The organism is Bacillus sp. EU63, from assembly GCF_038592915.1.
GTDB classification, from domain to species: Bacteria; Bacillota; Bacilli; order Bacillales; family Bacillaceae; genus Bacillus; species Bacillus velezensis.
In genome coordinates, this window is sequence record NZ_CP151944.1 from 35,950 (window position 1) to 58,425 (window position 22,476).

Annotated in this window: 27 protein-coding genes and 1 rRNA gene; 27 read left to right on the forward strand and 1 reads right to left on the reverse strand. The window is 44.5% G+C overall.

Going from position 1 to position 22,476, the window contains the following annotated elements; translation table 11 throughout:
- The first annotated feature begins 14 nt into the window (after positions 1-14).
- The 14 genes from rrf (at position 15) to rsmI (ending at position 9,546) form a co-directional block, all read left to right on the forward strand.
- Positions 15-130, forward strand: a 5S ribosomal RNA gene (rrf, locus tag NYE38_RS00180).
- A 174-nt stretch (positions 131-304) separates the two neighbouring features.
- The gene (locus NYE38_RS00185) at positions 305-499 is read left to right on the forward strand and encodes a sigma factor G inhibitor Gin (RefSeq protein ID WP_007409914.1); all 195 of its coding nucleotides are present in this window, start codon (positions 305-307) and stop codon (positions 497-499) included.
- Positions 500-647: 148 nt separating this feature from the next.
- On the forward strand, positions 648-1,262 hold the full coding sequence (locus NYE38_RS00190) for a 5-bromo-4-chloroindolyl phosphate hydrolysis family protein (protein WP_014416714.1): 615 nt from the start codon (positions 648-650) through the stop codon (positions 1,260-1,262).
- A gap of 15 nt (positions 1,263-1,277) precedes the next feature.
- On the forward strand, positions 1,278-2,396 hold the full coding sequence (locus NYE38_RS00195) for a toxic anion resistance protein (RefSeq protein ID WP_340801519.1): 1,119 nt from the start codon (positions 1,278-1,280) through the stop codon (positions 2,394-2,396).
- Positions 2,397-2,473: 77 nt separating this feature from the next.
- Positions 2,474-3,907 carry an aminotransferase class I/II-fold pyridoxal phosphate-dependent enzyme gene (locus NYE38_RS00200; protein ID WP_071181493.1) on the forward strand — a complete coding sequence of 478 codons (1,434 nt, stop codon included), beginning with the start codon at positions 2,474-2,476 and terminating at the stop codon, positions 3,905-3,907.
- Entirely contained in the window at positions 3,904-4,542 is a 639-nt protein-coding gene (tmk, locus tag NYE38_RS00205; protein WP_007615155.1) for a dTMP kinase, read from the forward strand. The genes NYE38_RS00200 and tmk overlap by 4 nt, the downstream gene beginning before the upstream one ends.
- Positions 4,543-4,612: 70 nt before the next feature.
- Positions 4,613-4,942: a cyclic di-AMP receptor DarA gene (gene darA, locus NYE38_RS00210; protein WP_004264734.1), complete on the forward strand. Its 330-nt coding sequence runs from the start codon at positions 4,613-4,615 to the stop codon at positions 4,940-4,942.
- A 12-nt stretch (positions 4,943-4,954) separates the two neighbouring features.
- Positions 4,955-5,395: a DUF327 family protein gene (locus NYE38_RS00215; RefSeq protein WP_004264730.1), complete on the forward strand. Its 441-nt coding sequence runs from the start codon at positions 4,955-4,957 to the stop codon at positions 5,393-5,395.
- Between the two features lie 11 nt (positions 5,396-5,406).
- Positions 5,407-6,396 carry a DNA polymerase III subunit delta' gene (gene holB / locus NYE38_RS00220; protein WP_007409919.1) on the forward strand — a complete coding sequence of 330 codons (990 nt, stop codon included), beginning with the start codon at positions 5,407-5,409 and terminating at the stop codon, positions 6,394-6,396.
- Positions 6,397-6,398: 2 nt separating this feature from the next.
- Complete coding sequence (ricT, locus tag NYE38_RS00225) at positions 6,399-7,226, forward strand: competence/sporulation regulator complex protein RicT (RefSeq protein WP_004264723.1); 828 nt, start codon at positions 6,399-6,401, stop codon at positions 7,224-7,226.
- A gap of 14 nt (positions 7,227-7,240) precedes the next feature.
- Positions 7,241-7,600, forward strand: coding sequence for a replication initiation-control protein YabA (gene yabA, locus NYE38_RS00230; RefSeq protein ID WP_004264720.1), 360 nt, complete (start codon positions 7,241-7,243; stop codon positions 7,598-7,600).
- Between the two features lie 60 nt (positions 7,601-7,660).
- Positions 7,661-8,404: a tRNA1(Val) (adenine(37)-N6)-methyltransferase gene (locus tag NYE38_RS00235; RefSeq protein ID WP_004264717.1), complete on the forward strand. Its 744-nt coding sequence runs from the start codon at positions 7,661-7,663 to the stop codon at positions 8,402-8,404.
- Positions 8,391-8,690 carry a GIY-YIG nuclease family protein gene (locus tag NYE38_RS00240; RefSeq protein ID WP_007409921.1) on the forward strand — a complete coding sequence of 100 codons (300 nt, stop codon included), beginning with the start codon at positions 8,391-8,393 and terminating at the stop codon, positions 8,688-8,690. The genes NYE38_RS00235 and NYE38_RS00240 overlap by 14 nt, the downstream gene beginning before the upstream one ends.
- Positions 8,665-9,546: a 16S rRNA (cytidine(1402)-2'-O)-methyltransferase gene (gene rsmI, locus NYE38_RS00245; RefSeq protein WP_017419497.1), complete on the forward strand. Its 882-nt coding sequence runs from the start codon at positions 8,665-8,667 to the stop codon at positions 9,544-9,546. Before NYE38_RS00240 ends, rsmI begins: the two co-directional genes overlap by 26 nt.
- 49 nt (positions 9,547-9,595) lie before the next feature.
- On the opposite strand, the gene abrB is transcribed toward rsmI, so the two are convergent.
- Positions 9,596-9,886, reverse strand: a complete 291-nt coding sequence (gene abrB, locus NYE38_RS00250; protein ID WP_169510469.1) for a transition state genes transcriptional regulator AbrB — start codon at positions 9,884-9,886, stop codon at positions 9,596-9,598.
- 482 nt (positions 9,887-10,368) lie between these two features.
- Between abrB and metG the strand changes: the two genes are divergently transcribed.
- The 13 genes from metG (at position 10,369) to glmU (ending at position 22,462) form a co-directional block, all read left to right on the forward strand.
- Entirely contained in the window at positions 10,369-12,360 is a 1,992-nt protein-coding gene (gene metG / locus NYE38_RS00255; protein WP_025650337.1) for a methionine--tRNA ligase, read from the forward strand.
- Positions 12,361-12,440: 80 nt separating this feature from the next.
- Complete coding sequence (locus NYE38_RS00260; protein WP_017419495.1) at positions 12,441-13,208, forward strand: TatD family hydrolase; 768 nt, start codon at positions 12,441-12,443, stop codon at positions 13,206-13,208.
- Positions 13,209-13,342: 134 nt separating this feature from the next.
- Positions 13,343-14,668, forward strand: a complete 1,326-nt coding sequence (locus NYE38_RS00265; protein WP_104843579.1) for a G5 and 3D domain-containing protein — start codon at positions 13,343-13,345, stop codon at positions 14,666-14,668.
- A 134-nt stretch (positions 14,669-14,802) separates the two neighbouring features.
- A complete protein-coding gene (rnmV, locus tag NYE38_RS00270) occupies positions 14,803-15,366 on the forward strand; it encodes a ribonuclease M5 (protein WP_004264696.1) in 564 nt (187 codons plus the stop codon).
- Positions 15,356-16,237 carry a 16S rRNA (adenine(1518)-N(6)/adenine(1519)-N(6))-dimethyltransferase RsmA gene (gene rsmA, locus NYE38_RS00275; RefSeq protein ID WP_004264694.1) on the forward strand — a complete coding sequence of 294 codons (882 nt, stop codon included), beginning with the start codon at positions 15,356-15,358 and terminating at the stop codon, positions 16,235-16,237. Before rnmV ends, rsmA begins: the two co-directional genes overlap by 11 nt.
- A 172-nt stretch (positions 16,238-16,409) precedes the next feature.
- Positions 16,410-17,285 carry a sporulation peptidase YabG gene (gene yabG, locus NYE38_RS00280; protein WP_004264691.1) on the forward strand — a complete coding sequence of 292 codons (876 nt, stop codon included), beginning with the start codon at positions 16,410-16,412 and terminating at the stop codon, positions 17,283-17,285.
- 211 nt (positions 17,286-17,496) lie between these two features.
- Positions 17,497-17,757 (forward strand): Veg family protein, encoded by a 261-nt coding sequence (locus NYE38_RS00285; protein ID WP_003218330.1) that lies wholly within the window; start codon positions 17,497-17,499, stop codon positions 17,755-17,757.
- Positions 17,758-17,919: 162 nt separating this feature from the next.
- Positions 17,920-18,108, forward strand: a complete 189-nt coding sequence (locus tag NYE38_RS00290) for a small, acid-soluble spore protein, alpha/beta type (protein WP_011996172.1) — start codon at positions 17,920-17,922, stop codon at positions 18,106-18,108.
- A gap of 143 nt (positions 18,109-18,251) precedes the next feature.
- Positions 18,252-19,121, forward strand: a complete 870-nt coding sequence (gene ispE / locus NYE38_RS00295; protein WP_007409927.1) for a 4-(cytidine 5'-diphospho)-2-C-methyl-D-erythritol kinase — start codon at positions 18,252-18,254, stop codon at positions 19,119-19,121.
- A 55-nt stretch (positions 19,122-19,176) separates the two neighbouring features.
- Positions 19,177-20,034, forward strand: coding sequence for a pur operon repressor (gene purR, locus NYE38_RS00300; RefSeq protein ID WP_004264666.1), 858 nt, complete (start codon positions 19,177-19,179; stop codon positions 20,032-20,034).
- A complete protein-coding gene (ridA, locus tag NYE38_RS00305) occupies positions 20,031-20,411 on the forward strand; it encodes a 2-iminobutanoate/2-iminopropanoate deaminase (RefSeq protein WP_004264663.1) in 381 nt (126 codons plus the stop codon). The genes purR and ridA overlap by 4 nt, the downstream gene beginning before the upstream one ends.
- 195 nt (positions 20,412-20,606) lie before the next feature.
- The gene (gene spoVG / locus NYE38_RS00310) at positions 20,607-20,900 is read left to right on the forward strand and encodes a septation regulator SpoVG (protein ID WP_004264660.1); all 294 of its coding nucleotides are present in this window, start codon (positions 20,607-20,609) and stop codon (positions 20,898-20,900) included.
- Positions 20,901-21,091: 191 nt separating this feature from the next.
- Positions 21,092-22,462, forward strand: coding sequence for a bifunctional UDP-N-acetylglucosamine diphosphorylase/glucosamine-1-phosphate N-acetyltransferase GlmU (gene glmU, locus NYE38_RS00315; protein WP_004264658.1), 1,371 nt, complete (start codon positions 21,092-21,094; stop codon positions 22,460-22,462).
- The last annotated feature ends 14 nt before the right edge of the window (positions 22,463-22,476 follow it).

Sequence of the window (22,476 nt, forward strand, 5' to 3'; positions counted from 1 at the left end):
AACACTCTCAATGGTTTGGTGGCGATAGCGAAGAGGTCACACCCGTTCCCATGCCGAACACGGAAGTTAAGCTCTTCAGCGCCGATGGTAGTCGGGGGTTTCCCCCTGTGAGAGTAGGACGCCGCCAAGCTATCATTACGGTAAAGGCAGCTCATCATGAGTTGCCTTTTTTGTTTTTGAATAAAAACAAAACAAACACCGAAATACGGAAACGCCCATATACTAATTGCAAACTTCAAAAAGGTCCAAATTGTGTATACAATCAACAGCTTAAGGGAAGGCTATTCATACGGAGGTGGGCAAAATGAATGAAACGTCCAGCCATGAAGAAACATGTATTGTGTGTGAAACCAAAAAAAGCAGGGGAATCCATATTTATACGAAATTTATATGTTTAGAGTGTGAGAAGAAAGTAGTTTCCACTCCGACCTCTGATCCGAATTATGAATTTTTCGTTCGTAAACTGAAAAGCCTTCATACACCGACGTTATATTCTTAACCCTGAAAAGGGTCTTTTTTTTGCCTGAAATCAGAGGAGTTTTTACACTTTTTATAAAAGAACTGATACGATAAGAAGAGAAACTTGTTTAGACATGGAATGTAATAGATAATACTGATAAAAGTGAATAAATAGGAGTCGATCAAGTATGAAACCGTTTATTCAATATATGAAATGGACGCTTTGCGGCAGCACAGTTTTTGTATTAGCGGGGATAACCTTCTTTACGATAGGGCATCAGCCTTTTCTGTATTCGCTTTTATACGGGGCAGCCAGCGGAGCCGCAGTCAGTGCGGCCGGTCTGTGGAATGCGAAGCGTCTCTTTTTAAAAAAACACCGGCTGACAAGAAAAGAATATGCTTATATCAAGGAAAATCTTGAGGAAGCAAAGGGCAAAATCATTCGATTACGCAGGGCGCTTTTTCGCTCTAAAAGTATACAAATGCTGAAGCAGAATGCAGAGATACTGCGGATAACCCGACGAATATATCTGCTCACAAAGCAGGAGCCGAAGCGTTTTTATCAGGCAGAGCGTTTCTATTATCAAACGCTTGATTCTGTTGTGGAACTGACGGAAAAGTATGCTCTGCTCTCCTCACAGCCGCGAAAAAATAAAGATTTATCAATGTCCTTGAGTGAGACGAGGATGACTCTAGCAGAGCTTTCCAGAAGGCTGGAAGAGGATCTTCATGAACTGATGAAGGAGGACATCGACGACCTGCACTTTGAATTAGATATGGCAAAGCATTCACTGAGAAAATAAGAAAGGAAGAAGGAAATGGCCAAAGACCGTTCCGACGACAGCATGGGCGCCCAAAATGACCAGACTCATCTAAAGCTTGCAGATACGCTGCCGGAAGAAAAAAGAGAAGCGGCACTTCAGGTCGCTGAAAAACTGGATCCTGGGAACATGCAAAGCATTGTTCTGTTTGGTTCACAGGCGCAGGCGAATCTTCTGGAATTTTCCCACACGATGATAGAGCACGTGCAAAGAAAAGATGCAGGAGAGATGGGACAGATACTGGCTGATTTGATGCTGAAGCTTGACCAGGTAAACCCCGATGATCTGCAGATGAAGAACAAAGGGTTTTTCGCCCGGCTGTTTAAAAGGGTATCCGGTTCTGTGCAGGAAGTGCTTTCGAAATATCAAAAGACAAGTGTGCAGATTGACCGTATCAGCAGAAGGCTGGAACATTCTAAAAATGTGCTGTTGAGTGACAATAAATTGTTAGATCAGCTGTACGCCCAAAATAAACAATACTTTTCTGATTTAACTATGTATATAGCAGCGGGGGAATTAAAATTAGATGAGCTGAAAACAAAGCTGATACCCGAAGCGGCAAGAAAAGCCGAATTACAAGAACACAATCAAATGGCCGCGCAGGAAGTGAATGATCTTCGCCAGTTTGCCGACCGTCTGGATAAGAGGGTGCATGATCTGCTGCTGAGCAGGCAGATTACGCTCCAGAGTGCGCCGCAAATCCGCCTGATTCAAAACACGAATCAGGCACTGGCAGAGAAAATTCAGTCCTCCATTGTTACGGCTATTCCTTTATGGAAGAATCAAGTCGCCATCGCGCTGACGCTTATGAGGCAGCGGAGTGCGGCAGATGTGCAGCAGAAGGCGGCGGATACGACAAATCAATTGCTGCTGAAAAACGCCGAACTTCTGAAAACAAGCACAGTCGAGACCGCCAAAGCCAATGAGCGCGGACTTGTTGAGGCAGACACCCTCAAAAAAGTGCAGGAAAGCTTAGTCAGCACACTTGAAGAAATCATGTCTATTCAAGAAGAAGGCAGGATGAAACGCAGGCGTGCCGAGGAGGAGCTTGTTATCATGGAAGGCGATTTAAAAAAGAAGCTGCTTGATATGGGGTCCGGCCGGGATAACGGCTAGATGGCAAAAAGTCTTAGCTTTAAGTTGGCTCGCAGGCACGATATAATAAGAAAGACAGGCAAAGGATTTGTTTAAAAATGGACACACCTTTATATACAGCGCTGATGAAGCATGCGCACCGAAATACGTATTCTTTTCATGTTCCGGGACATCACAATGGAGATGTCTTTTTTGATGAAGCCAAATCTGTATATCAATCTCTTTTATCTATTGATATGACTGAGATCACGGGTCTTGATGACTTGCATCACCCGACGGGGGTCATTAAGGAAGCGCAGGATTTGGTGAGCAGATTGTACGGCTCTCAGGAAAGCTTCTTTCTCGTCAATGGAACGACCGCCGGCAATCTGGCGATGATTTTAGCTGTTTGTGAACCGGGTGAACCCATTCTGATCCAGCGTAATTGTCACAAGTCTGTTTTCCATGCGGTGGCATTGGCCGGAGCCAAGCCGGTTTATTTGGCGCCGGAAATCGATGAAAACATGCATGTGCCGGCACATGTATCTCTTTCAGTCATCGAAAAAGCGCTGGCGTCATATCCGAACGCGAAAGGACTTGTTTTGACCAATCCGACTTATTACGGACACGCCGCCGATTTGACTGCGGCAGTTAAAAAAGCCCATTCATACGGTGTTCCTGTACTGGTGGATGAGGCTCATGGAGCTCACTTTGTGTTAGGGCAGCCTTTCCCGCCTTCATCATTGGCTATGGGGGCGGACGCCGTTGTTCAATCGGCTCACAAAACGCTTCCGGCTATGACGATGGGATCTTACTTTCATTTAAACAGCACCCGAATTGACAGAGATCGATTAACTTATTATGTAAGCAGTTTGCAAAGCAGCAGCCCGTCATACCCGATTATGGCATCTTTAGATACGGCGCGTGCTTATGTGCAGGACATTGCTGAAAAAGGGAAACTTCCCGTCCATATGGAGCACATTGAGAAAATCAAACGAAGGTTCGCATCAATTTCTTCTATTGAAATAATCGAGCCTTCCGGATATGGGCTGCGGGCGGACCCGTTAAAATTAATACTTCGGTCAAAGCTCGGACATTCCGGCTATTCATTACAACGCATTTTGGAGAGTGAAGACATTGTTGCCGAGCTGGCTGACGAGTACCAAGTATTGCTCGTCCTGCCGATAGGCGGCCGGCGGATGATAGAACAGGCAACCGTAAGAAACATACAGCAGAAACTGGAGAATACACCGCCCGATAAATTGCCGGATGCCGTGAATTGGACATTTCCGTCCATATCGACACTTGAATACCCGCAAAATGAGATGCGGAAGTTTACAAAAGAGCCTGCAGATATAAATAAGGCGGCCGGGCGCTTGCATGCGGGGAACATTATTCCTTATCCGCCGGGAATTCCGCTGATCATGGACGGAGAACGGATAACAGAAGAGATCGTACAAAAGCTTTCCCGTTTAATCGGCATGGACGCGCATATTCAAGGCTTATTAAACGGGGAACAATTACTTGTCTATATAGAAGAGGAGAAATCATGAGCGGTTTATTTATAACATTTGAAGGTCCTGAAGGTGCAGGGAAAACGACTGTGCTTCAGGAAATGAAAGAGATTCTGTCGGCAGAGGGGCTCCCGGTGACAGCGACAAGAGAACCGGGCGGCATCGATATTGCGGAACAGATCAGAGAAGTGATCTTAAATAAAAACAATACACTGATGGATGCAAAAACGGAGGCGCTGCTTTATGCTGCGGCGAGAAGACAGCATTTAGCCGAAAAGGTGCAGCCTGCATTGAAAGAAGGCCGCATTGTGCTGTGCGATCGTTTCATCGACAGTTCGCTGGCTTATCAAGGCTATGCGAGAGGGCTCGGCATTGATGAAGTCCTTTCTATTAACCAGTTTGCAATCGGCGATACGATGCCTGATGTCACCATCTATTTTTCTATTGAGCCGGAAGAAGGGTTGAAACGGATTACGTCGAATGATTCAAGAGAAAAGAATCGTCTCGATCTTGAGGCCCTGCACTTTCACACGAAAGTACGGGAAGGATACCAAAAGGTCATGCAGCGTTTTCCGGAAAGATTCCATACAATCGACGCATCGAAAAAGAAGGAACTCGTCATTCAGGACGCACTTCAAGTGATAAATGAAGCATTGAAAAAAATTCAGTTGTGACCTGTTTCTCATAAGTTGCTATAATGAATGTAACGACAATGTTCTTTCCAACCTAAAGGGGGCCTAGAGAATGAAACTAATAGTGGCAGTGGTGCAGGATCAGGACAGCAACAGGCTTTTGAAAGTATTAACCGACCACAACTTCAGGGTGACGAAGCTTGCGACAACAGGCGGATTCCTTAAATCAGGCAATACGACGTTTATGATCGGGGTGGAAGATATCCGTGTCGATAAAGCGCTCAGCCTCATTAAAGAGAATGGCTGTAAACGTGATCAGATGATTGCCCCGGTATCCCCGATGGGCGGGAATGCGGATTCCTACGTTCCATATCCCGTCGAAGTGGAAGTCGGCGGAGCGACGGTCTTTGTCCTCCCGGTCGATGAATTTCATCAATTTTAAGGATTTGACGACGTGAAAATAAATTCTGACTTACGTACATTTATTGAGAAAAAGCAGCAGCCTGCTTATAAAGCGGCAGAGCTGTCCGGAACGTTTAAAAGTTCAATGGACAGCCAAAGCAGCAAGCTGAAATTTGATCAGCTGAGCAGGTTCTTAACGGATATAGAAACGTTCGGGAAAAGGCTGACGAAGTCGAGAAACTTCAAAGACTTAGCGAAATTCAAAGGATTGGTAAAACGTTTTGTAAAAGAGGCCGTAGACAGCGGATTATCGCATGAGACGGAGAAAAGCTTTGACCTGTACGGCAGCAGCCGGACTCTGGGGCTTGTGAAAGAAATAGATGAAAAACTGCTTCAGCTGACGGAAGAAATGTTAGATCAGGAAAAACCGGCAATTGATTTGCTGGATCGAATCGGAGAAATAAAAGGTTTATTGATTAACCTTTACACATAGAGAGTGATACAATGGCAATATCATGGAAGGAAATGACCGGGCAGCAGCCCAGAGTGATGCGGCTTTTGCATAACAGCATTGAAAAGAAAAGGCTTTCTCACGCATATCTGTTTGAAGGCAAAAAAGGTACGGGCAAATTGGATGCCGCACTGCTTCTCGCAAAAAGCTTTTTTTGCCTTGAAGACGGGACTGAGCCTTGCGGGGAATGCCGGAACTGTAAGCGTATCGAATCCGGAAACCATCCCGACCTGCATGTGGTTCAGCCCGACGGATTATCCATTAAAAAGGCTCAGATCCAATCGCTTCAGGAAGAGTTTTCTAAAACAGGACTGGAATCGCATAAAAAGCTGTACATTATATCCCATGCGGATCAAATGACGACAAATGCAGCAAACAGTCTGCTGAAATTTTTAGAGGAGCCGAGTCAAGACACCATCGCAATTCTTATTACTGAGCAGCTCCATCGAATACTGGATACCATCGTTTCGAGATGTCAGGTTCTTCCGTTCCAGCCGCTTCAGCCGAAAGCCATAGAAGAAAGGCTGATTGAACAGGAAGTGAGCCCTCACATGGCCCGGCTCTTAGCAAATATGACAAATAATATTGCGGAAGCAGTCGAATTAAGTCGAAATGATGAGTTTGCAGAGTCCAGAGCGAAAGTGATAAAATTGTATGAAGTCTTACATCAGCGGAAAGGACATGCCTTTTTCTTCATTCAGGATCAGTGGGTGCCCTTTTTCAAAGAAAAAACCCATCAAGAAATGGGTCTTGATATGCTCTTATTGATATACCGTGATGTATTATCCATCCAAATTGGAAATGAAGATAAACTGATTTATCAAGACTTATTCCAATCAATAAAACAGCATGCGCTGCAATTTACACAACAAAGCGTTACGAACCAAATTCTCGCTGTTTTAGAAGCAAAAAAACGGCTTCATTCCAATGTGAATGTGCAGGGATTAATGGAGCACTTGGTGTTAACGTTGCAGGAGGGATAAGCTTGTACAACGTAATAGGCGTCCGCTTTAAAAAAGCGGGAAAAATTTATTATTTTGATCCGAACGGATTTGATATAGAACAAGACAGCTGCGTCATTGTTGAAACCGTAAGAGGTGTCGAATACGGGCAGGTTGTCATCGCAAATAAACAAGTGGACGAGCATGATGTTGTGCTTCCGCTTCGAAAGGTCATACGCGTTGCTGATGAACGCGATCTTCTCATTGTAGAAGAAAACAAACAGGAGGCCCTGTCCGCTTTTGAAGTCTGTCAGAAAAAAGTGGCTGACCACGGCTTAGATATGAAGCTGGTTGATGTTGAGTTTACATTTGACCGCAATAAAGTCATTTTTTACTTTACAGCAGACGGACGGGTTGATTTCAGGGAATTGGTCAAAGACTTGGCTTCTATCTTTAAAACGAGAATCGAATTGCGCCAAATCGGGGTGAGGGACGAGGCGAAAATGCTCGGCGGTATCGGACCATGCGGGAGAATGCTTTGCTGCTCCACGTTCCTCGGTGATTTTGAACCGGTGTCCATCAAAATGGCGAAGGATCAAAATTTATCGTTGAACCCAACGAAGATTTCCGGTCTGTGCGGCCGTTTGATGTGCTGTTTGAAGTACGAAAATGATGAGTATGAGACGGCAAAAGAACAGCTGCCGGATTTAGGCGAAATGATTACGACGGCAAACGGCCCCGCAAAGGTTGTCGGTCTTAATATTCTGGAACGGGTGCTTCAGGTGGAACTGAAGAATCGTGAAAAAGTGATAGAATATACTTGGGAAGAGCTCTTGGAAGAGGGCGTCGTATCCGCACAAACCACAGATTAACGAGGTGTGGAACCTTGGATAAAAAAGAGTTATTTGATACTGTCATAAACCTGGAGGAACAAATCGGTTCGCTGTACCGTCAGCTGGGTGACTTAAAGCAGCATATCGGCGAAATGATTGAAGAGAATCACCATCTTCAGCTTGAAAATAAGCATTTGCGTAAGCGGCTTGATGACACGACAGAGCAAATTGAGAAATTCAAAGCCGATCAGAAAGAAACAAAAACACAGAAGGCAGAGCAGAGTGATATAGGAGAAGGGTACGACAATCTGGCCCGGCTGTATCAAGAAGGCTTTCATATTTGCAACGTCCATTATGGGAGCGTCCGCAAGGGAGATTGCCTTTTTTGTCTGTCCTTCTTAAATAAAAAATAAGGAAAAGGCTTCCGCTGATGTCGGAAGCCTTTTTCAAAGAGTGCCGAAAGGAATAAGATTATGGTTTCATTACGTGATGATGAAAGATTGGATTACTTATTAGCAGAGGATATGAAAATAGTACAGAGTCCGACGGTTTTCGCTTTTTCATTAGATGCCGTGCTGCTGTCTAAGTTTGCATACGTTCCGATTCAGAAGGGGAACATCGTTGATTTATGCACGGGGAACGGCATTGTGCCGCTTTTGCTCAGCACAAGGTCAAAAGCCGATATCACCGGGGTTGAAATTCAGGAACGCTTGTATGATATGGCGCTCCGAAGCGTGGAATACAACGGGCTGGGCGGTCAGATCAGTCTCATTCATGATGATCTGAAAAATATGCCGGAAAGACTCGGACATAATAAATATGATGTTGTCACCTGCAATCCGCCTTATTTTAAAACACCGAAAGAAGCGGAGCAGAACCTGAACGAGCATCTCAGAATCGCAAGGCACGAAATCCTTTGCACGCTTGAAGATGTGATTTCCGTCAGCAGCAAACTGCTGAAGCAAGGCGGAAAAGCGGCTCTCGTTCATCGGCCGGGGAGGCTTTTGGAAATCTTTGAATTAATGAAAGCGTACCGAATAGAACCGAAACGGGTTCAGTTTATTTATCCGAAACAAGGTAAAGAAGCGAATACCATTTTGGTTGAAGGAATTAAAGGCGGCCGCCCTGATCTCAAAATTCTTCCCCCGCTGTTCGTATACAATGAACAAAATGAATATACGAAAGAGATCCGCACGATTTTATATGGAGACAAATAGTCATTTCTTTTATGTGCTGCTGTGCAATGACAACAGTCTGTATGCCGGTTATACAAATGATCTGCAAAAACGGCTGAAAACCCACAATGAGGGAAAGGGCGCGAAGTACACAAGGGCGCGGAGGCCGGTTTCGTTATGCCATGCGGAATCATTTGAAACAAAACGGGAAGCGATGCAGGCGGAATACCGTTTTAAACAGCTGACCCGAAAGAAAAAAGAGCAATATATAGAAGAAAAACGACGCAGCAAGGAGGCTGTATATGTTAAGACGCCAGATGAGTTTTAACGGAAAATCTGAAATGGGAACTCTGTACCTTGTTCCTACACCGATCGGCAATTTGGAGGACATGACCTTTCGTGCAGTAGAGACGCTGAAATCGGCCGATGTCATAGCTGCCGAAGATACGAGACAGACGAAAAAGCTGTGCCATGTTTATGCCATAGAAACATCTCTCATCAGCTATCATGAACATAATAAAGAAAGCAGCGGCCATAAAATCATTGAATGGCTGAAAAGCGGAAAGAATGTGGCATTGGTCAGTGATGCCGGCATGCCGACAATTTCCGACCCGGGGGCTGAGATTGTGAGAGATTTCACCCAAATCGGCGGATATGTCGTTCCGCTTCCGGGTGCAAATGCGGCATTAACCGCGCTGACCGCATCAGGCATCACCCCGCAGCCGTTTTTCTTCTACGGATTTTTAAACAGACAGAAAAAAGAAAAGAAGAAAGAACTCGAAATCCTGAAAAAACGGCAGGAAACGATGATATTTTATGAAGCGCCGCACAGATTAAAAGAAACATTAACAGCAATGCATGACGTTTTGGGTAATCGAACCATCGCCGTCACGAGAGAATTAACGAAAAAGTACGAGGAATTCATCAGAGGAACCATCGCCGAGGTGATTGAATGGGCAAATGAAGATCAAATCCGCGGTGAGTTCTGTCTCGTTGTCGAAGGAAATCAAACCGCTGAACCGGATGAAGAGGAAAAGCCTTGGTGGACGGAGCTTTCTGAGAAAGAACATGTGGAGCATTACATAAATGAAGGATCTTCTTCCAAACAGGCCATAAAACAAACAGCGGTAGATCGGGACGTGCCGAAACGCGAGATTTATGACGCTTATCACATTCAATCATAAAAAAAACCGTTCTTGTGTCGTAACAAGAACGGTTTTTGTATGAAATAGCTTATTTTTGGTTTTGAAGCTGGTTTTGAATTTCAGAGATGATTTGCTCAGCGCCTTCTTTGCTGAGTACCAATTTGCCGCCGGCAAGTTTAAGGTTATCATCAGAAACTTCACCAGTTACTTGGCAAGTCATGTTTGGTTTATATTTTTTAAGGATGATTTTTTCATCATCAACATAAATTTCAAGAGCGTCTTTTTCTGCGATGCCCAGTGTACGGCGAAGTTCGATAGGGATAACTACGCGTCCAAGTTCATCAACTTTACGTACGATACCAGTAGATTTCATTAACAGTCTCCTCCCGAGAGATAATTATTTGTAGTTTATATTTTTCTTCGTCATTATTCGACAAAATTCCTTACATTCCTAGCATAACAAGGTTTCCAATAATCGTCAATCTTTTTGTTTGCTATTGTTTGTAAGAATTAGTTCTTATAGTAAGTAAAGCCTTGGAAATCCTGAAATAACAGGCTTTTTGACTGCTTTTTCGAACCTATTATCCTACTGAAAATCCTTTTAAATCAAGACTTTCGAACCAAGATGTTTTATATTAGTAGATTATATACGACAAATTTCGACATGTTAAGACTTTTTTTAATTTCAATAAAAATTTTTAATTTTATTTACTCTTTTACGCGCAGTACGTATATATCCTTGATCTTAAAGGCTAAGATGGTATCATAGATAGAGGACAAATATCAATATTGTATATCAAATAAAACCGCTCTCGTCCTTTGGGCGTGAGCTTTTCGACATTCTGAATGGGAGGTTGCAACATGCCGCAAGACAATAATACTTTTTATATTACAACCCCGATATATTATCCGAGCGGAAAATTACATATCGGCCATGCTTATACTACCGTGGCCGGCGATGCGATGGCGCGTTACAAAAGATTAAAAGGATTTGACGTACGCTACTTAACCGGAACGGATGAGCACGGACAGAAAATCCAGCAGAAAGCGGAGGAAGAGAATATCACGCCTCAAGCTTATGTGGATCGTGCAGTTGCTGAAATCCAAAAACTATGGAAGCAGCTCGACATTTCTCACGATGATTTCATCCGGACGACGGAAAGCCGGCATAAAGAAATTATCGAGAAAGTGTTTCAAAATCTTCTTGATAATGGTGACATTTACCTGGATGAGTATGAGGGCTGGTACAGCATCCCTGATGAAACATTCTATACGGAAACACAGCTGGTGGATGTGGAACGAAATGAGAAGGGTGAGGTTGTCGGCGGAAAAAGCCCTGACAGCGGACACCCGGTCGAATTAATCAAAGAGGAGTCATACTTCTTCCGCATGAGCAAATACGCAGACCGCCTGCTGAAGTTTTATGAGGAAAATCCTTCTTTCATCCAGCCTGAATCACGCAAAAATGAAATGATTAACAACTTCATTAAACCGGGGCTTGAAGATTTGGCCGTTTCCAGAACGACGTTCGACTGGGGCGTAAAAGTACCGGGAAATCCGAAGCATGTCGTGTATGTATGGATTGACGCACTGTTCAACTATATTACAGCGCTCGGTTACGATACGGAAAATGATGAGCTTTACAAAAAGTACTGGCCGGCGGACGTCCATCTTGTCGGTAAAGAAATTGTCCGTTTTCATACCATTTACTGGCCGATTATGCTGATGGCGCTTGATCTCCCGCTGCCTAAGCAAGTATTCGCGCATGGCTGGTTATTGATGAAAGACGGAAAAATGTCGAAATCAAAAGGAAATGTCGTTGATCCGGTAACGTTAATTGAACGCTACGGCTTGGATGAACTTCGCTATTACCTGCTTCGCGAAGTACCATTCGGTTCAGACGGTGTCTTTACGCCGGAAGGTTTCGTAGAACGGATTAATTATGACTTGGCGAACGACTTAGGAAACCTTCTGAATCGTACAGTCGCAATGATCCAAAAATATTTTGACGGCGAGATTGGTTCATATGAAGGAAATGTGACAGATTTTGATTCAGAGCTTTCTTCTGTAGCCGGTGAAACGGTTAAAGCTTATGAAAAGGCAATGGAAAACATGGAGTTTTCAGTCGCTTTATCAACGCTATGGCAATTAATCAGCCGTACGAACAAATATATTGATGAAACTGCTCCGTGGGTGCTTGCTAAAGATCAGGAAAAAGAAAAAGAATTACGTTCTGTCATGTATCATTTAGCTGAATCATTACGTATCTCAGCCGTATTGCTCCAGCCTTTCTTGACACAAACGCCTGAAAAAATGTTTGCCCAGCTAGGAGTTGAGGATCAGTCTCTTAAAGCATGGGACAGCATTCAGACATTCGGCCAATTGAAGAACACGAAAGTGAAAAAAGGGGAACCGCTTTTCCCTCGTCTTGAAGCTGAAGAAGAAGTAGCTTACATCAAGCAAAAAATGCAAGGAACTGCTCCTGCTAAAGAAGAAAAGGCGGAAGAGCCGCAAGAAGCAGAGCGTCTTCCTGAAATTACGTTTGATCAATTTATGGATACAGAACTTCGCGTCGCAGAAGTCTTGTCCGCAGAGCCGGTGAAAAAAGCAGATCGGCTGCTGAAATTGCAAATTGATCTGGGCTTTGAACAGCGCCAAGTTGTATCAGGTATCGCGAAGCATTATACACCGGATCAGCTTGTGGGAATGAAGATCATTTGTGTAACGAATCTAAAACCGGTAAAACTGAGAGGCGAGCTTTCTCAAGGAATGATACTGGCAGGAGAATCGGACGGCGTTCTCAAAGTTGTAGCTGTCGACCAGTCATTACCGAAAGGCACTCGAATTAAATAAATAAATAGATGCAAAAGGTGTTTCACGTGTAACATTCCGTCGAACACCTTTTGTTTTTCAACAAGAAAGGAGTTTTTATGATGCTTTTTGATACACATGCGCACTTAAATGCCGAGCAATTTGACACAGACTTAGAGGAAGTCATTGCGCGTGCAAAGGCTGAAAAAGTTGAACGAATCGTCGTTGTCGGATTCGATAAACCCACTATCACGCGTGCGATGGAGTTGATTGAGGAATATGACTTTATATACGCTGCGATCGGTTGGCATCCGGTAGATGCAATTGACATGACAGAGGAAGATTTATCATGGATTAAGGAACTGTCCTCTCACGAAAAAGTCGTGGCAATCGGAGAGATGGGCCTTGATTACCACTGGGATAAATCACCAAAAGACGTTCAGAAAGAAGTATTCCGGAAACAAATCGCTCTCGCCAAAGAAGTGAACCTTCCAATCATCATTCATAATCGTGATGCAACGGAAGATGTTGTCACGATTTTGAAAGAAGAGGGGGCGGAAGAAGTCGGCGGCATTATGCACTGCTTTACGGGGAGCGCGGAGGTTGCGCGGCAGTGTATGGATATGAATTTTTATATTTCATTCGGCGGACCGGTTACCTTCAAAAATGCGAAGAAACCAAAAGAAGTGGCAAAGGAAATTCCGAATGACCGTTTGCTGATTGAAACGGACTGTCCTTTCCTGACACCGCATCCTTTCCGCGGTAAACGAAATGAGCCAAGCTATGTAAAATATGTTGCTGAACAGCTCGCTGAATTAAAAGGGCTGACATATGAAGAAATTGCCTCAATTACAACCGAAAACGCAAAAAGACTTTTCCGCATGAACTGACAGAATGCGCTGTCGTAACGTGTAAAGGCTTGTCCGATTCAGTGGATATGTAAAACCGTTCTACAAGCTTCCTTCTCCTCATAAGATAGGTTGTCGATATGTCTCTCTTCCTTTTTTTGCTTTGTTTTTGCATAATGAGGGATACGCTGAAGGTTTTTCATCTTCGAGATGGGAGGGTTGACAGCATTTTAGATACTCTATATAATCTCTCCGAGGAGAAGGAGGCGTTTTTCATCACACAAAAAATGAAAAAACTGTTTTCCGTAAAGCTTGGTAAAAGCAAGGTTATTCTTATTGCAGCTATTATTCTGCTGGGCGGAACCGGGACTGCATACGGGTCACATGAGCTCTCAAAACAATCAGTTTCTGTTTCCATCAACGGCAAGAAAAAGCAAATACGCACTCATGCAAAAACGGTTGGGGAACTTCTGGAAGATTTACATATAGAGACGAGAAATGAAGACCGGATTACCCCGTCTAAGCAGACAGCATTGGCAGACAACATGAATGTCGTGTATGAAGCTGCAAAGCAGATCCGTGTGACAAGAGGCGGAGAAGAAAAGACTTTATGGTCAACGGCAAAAACAGTCGGCGCATTTCTGAACGAACAGCATACACCTGTGAATCAGCACGATAAAATAGATCCAGCAGCAGATACGAAAGTGACAAACGGCATGAAAGTCACGGTCGACCCGGCTTTTCAGGTCACTGTAAATGATGCGGGAAAGAAAAAGAAAATATGGACGACTTCGACTACGGTCGCTGACTTTTTAACGCAGCATAAGATGGACATGAAAGACGAAGATAAAGTAAAACCGGCATTACACGAAAAGCTCACAAAAAATCAGGCCGGTATACAAATCACTCGTATCGAAAAAGTCACCGATGTAGTTGAGGAAAAAATAGCGTATCAAGTGAAAGAAAAAGAAGATGCGTCTCTCGACAGCGGGAAAGAAAAGATCGTTCAAAAAGGAAAAGAAGGCAAACTTAAAAAGCATTTTCATGTTGTCAAAGAAAATGGAAAAGAAGTTTCAAGAAAGCTTGTTAAAGAAGAAACATCTGAAAAAAGCAAAGATCAGATCATTGCGGTCGGCACAAAGCGGCACAGTCCCAAGATTGAGCAGCTCAGTGCACCTGTGAAGGCATCTTCGGGCGAAACCGGATCTTCCGGTAAAGTGATTACCGTGTCTTCCACGGCTTATACCGCAAGCTGCAGCGGCTGTTCCGGCCATACGGCTACAGGCGTTAACCTGACAAGCAATCCGAATGCCAAAGTCATTGCGGTAGACCCAAGCGTCATCCCGCTCGGCACAAGAGTCCACGTAGACGGATACGGGGATGCCGTGGCCGCTGATACAGGCTCAGCCATTAAAGGAAGACGGATTGATGTCTTTTTCCCTGAAAAATCTTCAGCTTACCGCTGGGGAAAGAAACAGGTCAAAATAAAAATCTTAAATTAATTCCGATTCACTCAGAGGGTTTTGCGCCCTCTGTTTTTTTCGTTATAATAGGTAAAGTGTATTTTCAGTATATTAGACGTGACATGTAAGCAAAGGTTTCGTTTTGGATATAAAAAGTTTTTTTGGAGGAAGTAATGAAAATTAAAGAAATTATTGTAGTCGAGGGACGCGATGACACTGCGCGCATAAAACTTGCCGTTGATGCGGATACGATCGAGACAAACGGTTCCGCAATCGGAGACGAAGTCATCAGACAGATTCGGCTGGCGCAGGAAACGAGAGGGGTCATCGTGCTGACGGACCCGGATTTTCCGGGGGAAAAGATCCGGAAAACCATTTCTGAAGCAGTACCCGGTTGTAAACACGCATTTCTGCCCAAACATCTTGCCAAACCGAAAAACAAGCGCGGCATTGGCGTTGAGCACGCATCCATTGAAAGCATCAGAGCATGTCTGGAAAATGTGCATGAAGAGATGGAGGCAAAGCCGAGTGAGATTTCAGCTGAAGATGTCATACAGGCCGGTCTGATCGGCGGACCGGCTGCCAAAAGACGCCGCGAACGATTGGGCGACCTGCTGAAGATCGGCTATACAAACGGCAAGCAGCTTCAAAAACGGCTGCAAATGTTTCAAATCAAAAGAAGTGATTTTATTGATGCGCTCGATGCTATGAGGCAGGAGGAACAGGATGAACAATAAAGATATCGCGACACCTATCAGAACGAAGGAAATTCTGAAAAAGTACGGTTTCTCTTTTAAAAAGAGTCTGGGACAGAATTTCTTAATTGATACAAATATATTGGACAGAATTGTGGACCATGCGGAAATTACGGATCGGACCGGAGTCATTGAAATCGGGCCCGGAATCGGCGCGCTGACAGAGCAGCTTGCCAAACGGGCGAAAAAGGTCGTCGCGTTTGAAATTGATCAGCGCCTGCTGCCCATTCTCAATGATACGCTGTCTCCGTATGACAATGTAACGATCATTCATCAAGATGTGCTGAAAGCAGACGTCAAATCTGTCATTGAAGAGCAGTTTCAGGATTGTGATGAAATTATGGTGACGGCGAATCTCCCATATTATGTGACGACGCCGATCATCATGAAGCTCTTGGAAGAACATCTTCCGTTAAAAGGGATTGTCGTGATGCTGCAAAAAGAGGTCGCTGAGCGGATGGCCGCTGATCCTTCCTCTAAGGAGTACGGATCGCTTTCCATTGCGGTTCAGTTCTATACGGAGGCCAAAACCGTCATGACCGTCCCGAAAACGGTGTTTGTGCCTCAGCCTAATGTCGATTCAGCCGTCATCCGTCTCTTGCTTCGTGACGGCCCGGCGGTTGACGTCGATAATGAACCGTTTTTCTTCCAGCTGATTAAAGCAAGCTTCGCACAGCGCCGGAAAACCTTGCTGAACAACCTTGTGAACAATCTTCCGGGCGGAAAAGAGAAAAAAGCTCAAATTGAAGAAGTTCTTCAAGAAACGAATATTGACGGAAAGCGGCGCGGTGAATCCCTGTCCATAGAAGAATTCGCGCTCCTGTCCAACGGATTGCATAAAGCCCTTTTCTAAGAGGGCTTTTTGTTTTGCGTCACCACTTGGACTGCCGCTACATAGGCTAGAGGAGAACCTTATTCATTCAACTGCAAGAAAAGCTTGAAACATCAAGCGCCGCAGCGGAAAGAGGTGTATTTGCCAAGACTTCTTTCATGATGAGGCTTAGTCTATTTGTGGAGTGGGTAACGTGCAATTTCAAATAGGAGATATGGTAGCCAGGAAATCCTATCAAATGGATGTTTTATTTCGCATTATCGGTATAGAGCAAACAAGCAATGGGAATTCAATTGCCATCCTGCATGGTGACGAAGTCAGATTGATTGCGGATGCTGATTTTTCTGATTTGGAGCCTGTCAGAAAAGACGAACAGGCCATGAGAAAGAAAAGAGATGAAAGCAGGATGAATGAATCTCTCGAGCTGCTCCGCCAGGATTATAAGCTGCTTCGGGAAAAACAGGAATATTATGCGACAAATCAATATCAGCATCAGGAGCACTACTTTCATATGCCCGGAAAGGTATTGCATCTGGACGGCGATGAGGCCTATTTGAAAAAGTGCCTGAACTTTTATGAAAAAATCGGTGTGCCGGTATACGGAATTCATTGCCATGAGAAAAAAATGCCGGCATCAATTGACGAGCTGCTTGATAAATACAGGCCGGATATTTTAGTCATCACCGGCCATGATGCATATTCCAAGCATAAGGGAGGCGTGAACGATTTAAGCGCCTACAGGCATTCCAAACACTTTGTCGAAACCGTTCAAAGAGCGAGGCGTAAAGTACCTCATTTGGATCAGCTGGTCATATTCGCGGGGGCGTGCCAATCTCATTTCGAGTCTTTAATCAGGGCAGGCGCGAATTTTGCAAGTTCGCCGTCACGCGTCAATATCCATGCGCTTGACCCGGTATATATTGTCGCGAAAATCAGCTTCACCCCGTTTATGGAGCGGATCAATGTATGGGATGTCCTGAGAAATACGCTGACGAGAGAGAAAGGGCTGGGAGGAATTGAAACGAAGGGTGTGCTGCGTGTCGGTATGCCGTATAAATCAAATGGATGAGTGATAAAACCCGCATATATTTCGCTATGCGGGTTAATTATTTTACATATTGATACATAAATTTCCGGAACTTGTGAAAAATAACGCAGAAATCAATAGAATTTTGTCAAAATAATTTTGTTGACAATGACTTATTAACGTTGATATAATTTAAATTTTATTTGACAAAATTGGGCTCTTGTTGTACAATAAATGTAGTGAGGTGGATGCAATGGCGAAGACGTTGTCCGATATAAAAAGATCGCTTGATGGGAATTTAGGTAAACGGCTTACGTTAAAAGCAAACGGCGGCCGCCGAAAAACGATTGAGCGTTCGGGCATTTTAGCTGAGACGTACCCTTCTGTTTTTGTGATACAACTAGATCAAGACGAGAATTCGTTTGAAAGAGTTTCATACAGTTATGCTGATATTCTGACTGAGACTGTTGAATTGACATTCAATGACGATGCGGCAAGCTCAGTAGCATTTTAATGGGCAGTGAACCTTTTGTTTACTGCTTTTTGTTTTGCCTTCTAAAGCTCTTCTAATTATTCCCTCGAAAGTTTCAGCCGATTAAACGGAAGCTATAAGTGTCACATGTTTTATCGTGGCGTGCACGAATGGTGATCAATTCTATAAAAGGGGTTGTTTCGTTTGGGCAGACGTCGTGGAGTTATGTCAGATGAGTTCAAATATGAGCTGGCGAAGGACCTTGGTTTTTACGATACGGTGAAAAACGAGGGCTGGGGAGGCATTCGGGCGCGTGACGCCGGGAATATGGTAAAGCGCGCGATTGAGATTGCCGAACAGCAGATGGCGGCTCAGAACCAAAATAACCGATAATGCAGTGGCCCGGGGGACAATCCGTTCCCCGGTTTTTTCTATCGGCTGTCAAAACCGGCGTCAATTTCGGATAAGTACCTCCGGGTCTCCAAATGTGATACAATGTTCATACTTATGTTTAGATGGAGAAGTAGGTGAAAGCTATGCGTATTTTAGAAAAAGCGCCGGCCAAAATCAATCTGTCCCTCGATGTGACGAGTAAACGCCCGGATGGTTATCACGAAGTGGAGATGATCATGACGACAATTGATTTGGCAGATCGGATTGAACTGACAGAACTGCCCGAAAACGTTATCAGAGTGGCGTCGCATAATCGCTTTGTTCCGGATGATCAAAGGAATCTGGCTTATCAGGCAGCCAAACTGCTTAAAGAACGGTTTCAAGTCAAAAAAGGCGTTTCCATTATGATTACAAAAGTGATCCCTGTTGCGGCAGGCCTTGCCGGCGGAAGCAGCGATGCGGCAGCCACGCTCAGAGGGCTGAACAGGCTTTGGGATTTAAAGCTTTCTGTCGAAGAGCTCGCGGAGCTTGGAGCTGAAATCGGTTCAGACGTGTCCTTCTGTGTATACGGAGGCACTGCCTTGGCAACCGGACGCGGTGAGAAGATCAGGCACATTAGTGCTCCGCCTCATTGCTGGGTCGTGCTCGCCAAACCGACGATCGGGGTATCGACTGCCGAAGTGTACCGCCGGCTGAACTTACAGCAGGTTCGGCATCCTGATGTGCAGGCGATGATTGACGCGATTGAAGAAAAAAGCTTCCAAAAGGTATGCGGACAATTAGGAAACGTATTGGAGTCGGTTACGCTCAGCCTCCATCCCGAGGTGGCGATGATTAAAAATCAAATGAAACGCTTCGGCGCTGATGCGGTGTTAATGAGCGGAAGCGGACCGACTGTATTCGGTTTGGTTCAATACGAATCGAAGGTGCAGCGGATTTATAACGGGTTAAGAGGTTTCTGTGATCAAGTGTACGCGGTGCGGATGATCGGCGAACAGAATGCTCTTGATTAAATCCGTATGTTAAGTTATATTATTTTTAAATTATTCGGATTTTGGGGGTAAGTTCATGAAGTTTCGTCGCAGCGGCAGATTGGTGGACTTAACAAATTATTTGTTAACCCATCCGCATGAATTAATACCGTTAACATTTTTCTCAGAACGGTATCAATCAGCAAAGTCATCAATCAGTGAAGATTTAACGATTATTAAACAGACCTTTGAACAGCAAGGCATTGGGACGCTGCTTACAGTGCCGGGAGCTGCCGGAGGCGTCAAATACATTCCGAAAGTGAAACAGGCTGAAGCAGAAGCGTTTATACAGGAGCTGGGACAGTCTTTAGTAAATCCTGAGCGTATCCTTCCGGGCGGTTATGTATATTTAACGGATATCTTAGGAAAGCCATCTGTCCTCTCTCATGTAGGCAGGCTTTTTGCTTCCGTTTTTGCGGAGCGGGAGATTGATGTGGTGATGACCGTTGCGACAAAAGGAATCCCTCTTGCTTACGCAGCGGCCAGTTATCTGAACGTTCCGGTTGTCATCGTGCGAAAGGACAACAAAGTGACTGAAGGCTCCACGGTGAGCATCAATTATGTATCAGGGTCATCTAACCGCATCCAAACGATGTCGCTTGCGAAAAGAAGTTTGGCTACGGGTTCGAACGTTTTGATTATTGACGACTTTATGAAAGCCGGCGGCACCATTAACGGCATGATCAGCCTGCTTGATGAGTTTAATGCAAACGTCGCGGGAATAGGCGTCTTGGTTGAAGCCGAGGGAGTGAATGAACGGCTTGTCGATGAATACATGTCACTGCTCACGCTTTCAACCATCAATATGAAAGACAAAACGATTGAGATTCAAAACGGCAATTTTCTGCGATTTTTTAAAGAACAGCATTTAAAGAATGGGGAGACAGAAAAATGACAAAAGCAATCCATACAAAGCACGCGCCGGCAGCGATCGGGCCATATTCACAGGGAATCATCGTAAACAACATGTTTTACAGCTCAGGCCAGATTCCTCTTACTGCTGAAGGAGAAATGGTAAACGGTGATATCACAGAACAAACGCATCAGGTGTTCAGCAATTTAAAAGCTGTGCTGAAAGAAGCGGGCGCTTCGCTCGAGACGGTTGTAAAAGCAACGGTGTTTATTGCTGATATGGAGCAGTTTGCGGAAGTGAATGAAGTGTACGGACAATACTTTGATGTACATAAGCCGGCAAGGTCTTGTGTGGAAGTGGCGAGACTGCCGAAAGACGCTCTCGTGGAAATTGAAGTCATTGCGCTGGTGAAATCTTAAATCTCAGAAAAGTGGTTCCGGTCTCCGGGATCACTTTTTTTATGCAGTATATGATCCCCAAATATGGTTTATCACCTAATTGTGTATGTATATCCTATATTTTCAAAAAAACTTTTTGAAACGTGCAGGAATTTAAAAAGAATCGTGGAATTGTTAGACTAATGCTTTTATATAGGGAAAAGGTGGTGAACTACTGTGGAAGTTACTGACGTAAGATTACGCCGCGTGAATACCGATGGTCGCATGAGAGCGATTGCATCCATCACGCTGGATCACGAATTTGTCGTACATGATATTCGTGTGATTGATGGAAACAATGGTCTTTTCGTTGCGATGCCGAGTAAACGCACCCCTGATGGAGAATTCCGCGATATTGCTCATCCTATTAATTCCAGCACGCGGGGCAAGATCCAGGATGCTGTTTTAAATGAGTATCATCGTTTGGGTGACTCTGAAGCATTAGAATATGAAGAAGCCGGGGCTTCTTAAACATAACAAAATGTAAGGACTGCTGATAAAGGCTGACACAAGGCCTTTTCCGGCAGTCCTTTTTTAAATCTGATTTTTCAGTAATAAAGCGATTACATAGAAAATTCTTGCACTTTTTGATGTCTTCTTGAAATCAACAGCTATTTAGGATATATTTTTCTATGGATAAAAGGGATATTGGAGGCCATTAAATGGATAAGCGGTTTGCAGTGATTTTAGCTGCCGGAAAAGGAACGAGAATGAAATCGAAGCTTTACAAGGTCCTTCATCCGGTATGCGGAAAGCCTATGGTAGAGCACGTCGCAGACGAAGCTCTGAAATTATCTTTAGCGAAGCTTGTCACCATCGTAGGACACGGCGCCGAAGATGTGAAGAAGCAGCTCGGACAGAAAAGCGATTACGCTCTCCAAGCAGAACAGCTCGGTACGGCTCATGCGGTCAAACAGGCAAAACCATTTCTTCACGGAGAAAAGGGTGTCACGATCGTTATTTGCGGCGATACACCGCTTCTGACGGCGGAGACGATGGAAGCCATGCTGAATGAACATACAGACAAAGGTGCAAAAGCCACGGTGTTAACGGCCGTTGCCGACGATCCCGCCGGATACGGAAGAATCATCCGCAGTGAAGACGGCGCCGTTCAAAAAATCGTGGAGCACAAGGATGCTTCGGAGCAAGAACGTCTTGTGAAAGAAATTAACACGGGAACGTACTGTTTTGATAACGAGGCTCTTTTTCGTGTCATCGAACAGGTTTCGAATGAAAATGCCCAAGGCGAGTATTATCTGCCGGATGTGATCGAAATCCTCAAAGACGAAGGCGAAACTGTTGCCGCTTACCAGACTGGTAACTTCCAAGAGACGCTCGGAGTGAATGATAGAGTCGCTCTTTCTCAGGCTGAAATGTATATGAAAGAGCGTATTAACAAACGGCATATGCAGAACGGAGTCACTTTAATCGATCCGATGAATACGTACATCTCACCTGACGCACGTATCGGACAAGATACAGTTATTTATCCCGGAACTGTGTTAAAGGGACAAGCTGAAATCGGCGATGAATGTGTCATCGGCCCTCACACTGAGATAGAGGACAGCTCAATCGGCAGCCGCACTGTGATTAAACAATCCGTTGTCAATCGCAGCAAAGTTGGGAATGATGTAAATATCGGTCCTTTTGCTCACATCAGACCCGATTCCGCAATCGGCAATGAAGTGAAGATCGGAAACTTTGTTGAAATCAAGAAAACACAATTCGGCGACCGAAGCAAAGCATCTCATTTAAGCTATATCGGTGATGCCGAAGTGGGCACGGATGTGAATCTGGGCTGCGGCTCCATCACGGTCAATTATGATGGGAAGAAAAAGTATTTAACCAAAATTGAAGACGGCGCCTTTATTGGCTGCAACTCCAATCTGGTCGCTCCTGTTACAGTGGGAGAAGGCGCGTACGTCGCTGCGGGTTCAACCGTAACTGAAGATGTGCCGGGCGAAGCGCTTGCCATTGCCAGAGCAAGACAAGTAAATAAAGAAGATTATGTGAAAAACATTCATAAAAAATAATCCTAAAATCGGAG